This is a genomic window from Cellvibrio mixtus subsp. mixtus J3-8 (assembly GCF_000766945.1).
Lineage (GTDB): Bacteria > Pseudomonadota > Gammaproteobacteria > Pseudomonadales > Cellvibrionaceae > Cellvibrio > Cellvibrio mixtus_A.
Window position 1 is genome coordinate 611 of the sequence record NZ_KN266222.1, and the last position, 3,809, is coordinate 4,419.

Below are 3,809 nucleotides of genomic sequence, written 5' to 3' on the forward strand. Positions count from 1 at the left end.
CCCATCGGGTGCAGGCGTAGTGCCAAAAGTATCCGGCGTTGATATTGGTGATGCCTGGTCAAACACAACCCTAGCCAAAGCAGCCAAGCCACTCGGTAACGGATTGCATGAATATGAGTTTGTCATTACCGGTGTGAATGAAGCACGGGTGCGCACAAAGCTGGAATTAAACGGCCATGCCAGTGCACGCCCAAAAGTCTCCAATTTGCGCGTAATTGTGACGGAGTAATGTATGACTGACTTTACCCCTAACTACGAAATCCCCCTGCCCAATGCGGCGGGGGAATTGGAAAACGATGTACTGGTATTGCGCCAAGCGTTAACAGTGGTCGATGCGCAGTTAAAAACCAACAGCAATGCGATTGCGCAAAAACTTGGCAAAACCGCCACCGCCAAAAATAGCGAAAAGCTGGGCGATAAATCACCGGAAGACTTTGCCACCAGTGCGCAAGGGCAAAAAGCCGATTCCGCTGTGCAGCCTGATTCCACCCTTTTAAAAAAACTTAGAACACTGGCTCTTGCAGGTATTTAACCATGACGATTTTAATTACTGCACTGCATGCAGAAATTCAGGCGCGTTGCAATTTATTGAACAACGATAGCTCCCTCACCGATATTATTGACGCCGCGATTGCTGCCAAAAAAATTGAAATGACCGGCTTGTCATTAAATCGTGTCGTGCTTGATGCGCAAATGCAGCGCATCGTTAACAGCCTTGATTCGGCGAGTGCTATTGAAGATTTAATTGTACTGGCAGCGGCACAGGAATTGAATCCATGCAACGCATTGCCGGTGGGAACCTATACACCGTTGCCGCTCAATAGCGACAAGCTGGTTACATTGCCGGACGGTAGCGCATGGTTGCCATCAGGAACACTTACCGCCGCCGAGGAATCACCACTGCTGTCAAAGGTGCCAGGGTTTGTTTATTTGCCCGCTGAAAACAGCAATTACTATCACCCTAACTATATGCATTATGCGGAAGGGGGAGGAAAACTTTTTCGCGTGGGCGGCACTACCACGGTAGTCCCACAGTATTCCGTCGACGGTGGAGAAACATGGACAAATGGCAGCGTTCCAAGCTGGGCGGTAAACGCCCTGTCTGTTGGTAGTATTTTAGGATTTTATTTTAACGGTGCAGCATTCGTTGGTGTTGTTGTCGGGAAAAACAGCAACAGCTATTTGTCCGTTAGCCATTTTACGATTAACCCTGCAAACCCCGGCGCCACAGCCGTGGGTGCTGTAACTAACTTTACAAACTCCACGACCCGAGACGTCAATGCGCAATACGGTTGCCATGTGCGAGTTGGTAATGTTGATTTTATTGTCTGGCCATCAGAGCAAACCGCCGCTGCCTACACCGCGTATCGAAACGGTGCGAACAATTGGGTAATCAACGGCAATCAAATCTCTGCTCCCGGATTGCAAGCGTCAATAAAAATGCACGGCTTTGTCGATGAAGCTGGTAAAGCAATAGCGGCTCAGTTCTTTTCGGGCGGGGGTGCTACTCTGCAACTCACAGAAGCGGGTATTACGCCGCTACAATCGGGCAGCGGTGGCTATTACAATATTTCCAACGGCATATTTTTATTTAACAATAAATTTTATGGCGTTGGCACAGGCCTGAATGCGCTTTATCACGGCTTGTTTCGCTGGAGTCCTACATCAAATAATTTTTCACTTTTTACCAAAGTAAAAAACTTTTGGAAAATCACGCACATGATTCCACAAGGGCTTGCCGTATCGGCAACCCATTTAGTGTTTATCTCACCCACGGAGGCAGTAGGAATTTATCAATTGGTCATTATGGATACCGATGAAAATATCATTGTAAAAAAAGTGTACTTCTCTGGTAGTGTCGGCCCCTATGGCGCGGCGGTAATTCGCGGCAATGACTACATAGTGAAAACTTCCACAGGGGCTATTGTAATTAAAAACTTTCTAAGCCCTTTGCCTGCCGGTTCGTACATTGGAAATCATGTACAGCGCAACCTTGATACGGCGTCTTTGACCTGCGACTTTTTGAGGATTCGATAATGACGGCAATTATTTTTATTCCGCAGCAAGTACAGGTGCCCACGGTGACAGCATTCCAAGCAAAGGCCGCGCTGGTCGATGCCGGGTTATATGAATTGGTGGAAACATTAATCAATGACTCGTCCACGCCGGTTAAAGTCCGATTAGCCTGGCAAAACAATCTGGATTTTCGCCGCGACAATCCATTGCTCACGTTGATTGCGGCGCAGGCAGGATTAACCGAAGAGGATATTGATAACTTGTTTGTGATCGCGTCGGGAATTACAGCGGAGAGCATTTACTAATGACAACGATTAAAGTGGAATCCGCCGGGCGCATGTGGATTTTAATCGAAAAGGTGGAGTGGCCCGAATCAGAAGTAACAGTGCCGGTAGGTTATAAAACCGATCTGGACTCGGTGCCGCGTATCCCACTTTTCTATGCCATCTTTAAAAATCGCACGCGTTTTGCTGCCGTAATACATGATTATTTGTATAGCATCGGGCATAATCGAAAAGAGGCTGATAAAATTTTTCTTGCTGCCATGGAAGCGGAAGGTGTTCGCCGTCGCTACCGTTTACCGATTTATTGGGCAGTAAAAATTTTCGGCAAGCGTTATCATCATTCAAAAAAATAAATTCTATTTTGCGTGTTGTAATGTTGGCTATTACAACACGCGTTTAATTTTTCCCGCGCGCGTTATCTTTATGATTGCCCTGATACTGTCAACTATCAGGAGGCATCATGCCCGATCAATATCACCATGGTGTCCGAGTCCTTGAAATTAACCAAGGCACTCGCACCATTCGCACTCCCGCCACCGCTGTTATTGGATTGGTCGCTACCGCACCTGGTGCAGTGGCCGACAAATTCCCCCTAAACACACCAGTACTGATTACCGATATTTATGCTGCGATTGGTAATGCAGGCCCCACCGGCACACTTAAACGCGCCCTCACAGCAATTGCTGCAAATGCACAACCGCCAGTGATTGTCGTGCGTGTTGAGCAGGCCGATCCGGAAGATGAAGATGCAAGCACTGAGGCCAATATTATTGGTGATGTATTGCCAACCGGCCAAAAGACTGGCCTCAAGGCACTACTCAACTCCGAGCAAATGTTTGGTTTGAAACCGCGTCTTTTAGGCGTGCCAGAATTGGATACTGAAAACGTTGCGGCTGAACTAATTATCATCGCGCAAAAGCTACGCGCCTTTACGTATTTCAGCGCCTTTGACTGCGATACCAAAGAAGCCGCCGTGCTGTATCGCAAAAAATTTGGCGCACGTGAAGGCATGGTGATCTGGCCTAACTTCACTTCCTATGATGTTACCGACAAGACAACCAGCGAGGTGTCCGCCGTTGCTTACGCTCTCGGTCTGCGTGCAAAGCTGGATCAAACGGTTGGTTGGCATAAAACGCTTTCAAACATTCCGGTTAACGGTGTTAACGGTATTAGCAAGCCAGTGTTTTTTGACTTGCAAGATCCAAATACCGACGCAGGCTATTTGAATGCAGACGAAGTGACCACGCTAATTAATCGCGATGGCTTCCGCTTTTGGGGTAGTCGCACGTGCTCTGACGAACCGCTCTTTGCGTTTGAAAACTACACGCGCACCGGGCAAATACTTGCAGATGCAATTGCCGAGGGGCACTTCTGGGCCGTCGATAAACCCATGCACCCATCACTAGTGCGCGACATTATCGAAAGTATTAATGCGAAATTCCGCGAGTTAAAAAACCTTGGGTTAATCATCGACGGTGTTGCTTGGTTCGATGAGGACATCAACACCAA

At 47.8% G+C, this 3,809-nt stretch carries 6 protein-coding genes; all 6 read left to right on the plus strand.

The window, feature by feature from the left end:
• Positions 1–229, plus strand: a 229-nt coding sequence (locus A596_RS21725; RefSeq protein WP_235425810.1) for a hypothetical protein, incomplete at its 5' end; no start/stop codon positions are given.
• Between the two features lie 3 nt (positions 230–232).
• Positions 233–532 (plus strand): hypothetical protein, encoded by a 300-nt coding sequence (locus tag A596_RS21730; RefSeq protein ID WP_039918876.1) that lies wholly within the window; start codon positions 233–235, stop codon positions 530–532.
• A 2-nt stretch (positions 533–534) separates the two neighbouring features.
• Positions 535–2,037, plus strand: coding sequence for a hypothetical protein (locus A596_RS21735; protein ID WP_039918877.1), 1,503 nt, complete (start codon positions 535–537; stop codon positions 2,035–2,037).
• The gene (locus A596_RS21740) at positions 2,037–2,321 is read left to right on the plus strand and encodes a hypothetical protein (protein ID WP_052417795.1); all 285 of its coding nucleotides are present in this window, start codon (positions 2,037–2,039) and stop codon (positions 2,319–2,321) included. The genes A596_RS21735 and A596_RS21740 overlap by 1 nt, the downstream gene beginning before the upstream one ends.
• Positions 2,321–2,653, plus strand: coding sequence for a DUF1353 domain-containing protein (locus A596_RS21745; RefSeq protein ID WP_052417796.1), 333 nt, complete (start codon positions 2,321–2,323; stop codon positions 2,651–2,653). The genes A596_RS21740 and A596_RS21745 overlap by 1 nt, the downstream gene beginning before the upstream one ends.
• 107 nt (positions 2,654–2,760) lie before the next feature.
• Positions 2,761–3,809, plus strand: a 1,049-nt coding sequence (locus A596_RS21750; protein WP_039918879.1) for a phage tail sheath protein, incomplete at its 3' end; no start/stop codon positions are given.